Genomic DNA, 223 nt, shown 5'->3' on the forward strand with positions numbered 1-223 from the left:
TTTTATTATTTATGATCTTAAACTTGAACCCGTCCCGACAGTCTATCCTTACGAAAAATCAGGCGAAACTCAGACCTTGAATGACGAGGACGATGTCATTGAGCCGGCAAGTATTATCGCAAAGGGTAGCATTGTTGCTGATTTCAAAGACAGTATCAACATCAATACCGCCCTTCCTTATGACATTAAAACTGTCTCGGAAGTTAATGTCAAAGAACGACCG

The 223-nt window shown here is 40.8% G+C and carries 1 protein-coding gene; it reads left to right on the plus strand.

All coding sequences use genetic code 11. From position 1 onward, the window contains the following. A partial coding sequence (locus ABR397_RS24555; protein WP_350307954.1) for a hypothetical protein occupies positions 1 to 223 on the plus strand: 223 nt, incomplete at both ends.

Origin of the sequence: Photorhabdus viridis, assembly GCF_040256935.1 — a bacterium.
GTDB lineage: Bacteria > Pseudomonadota > Gammaproteobacteria > Enterobacterales > Enterobacteriaceae > Photorhabdus > Photorhabdus viridis.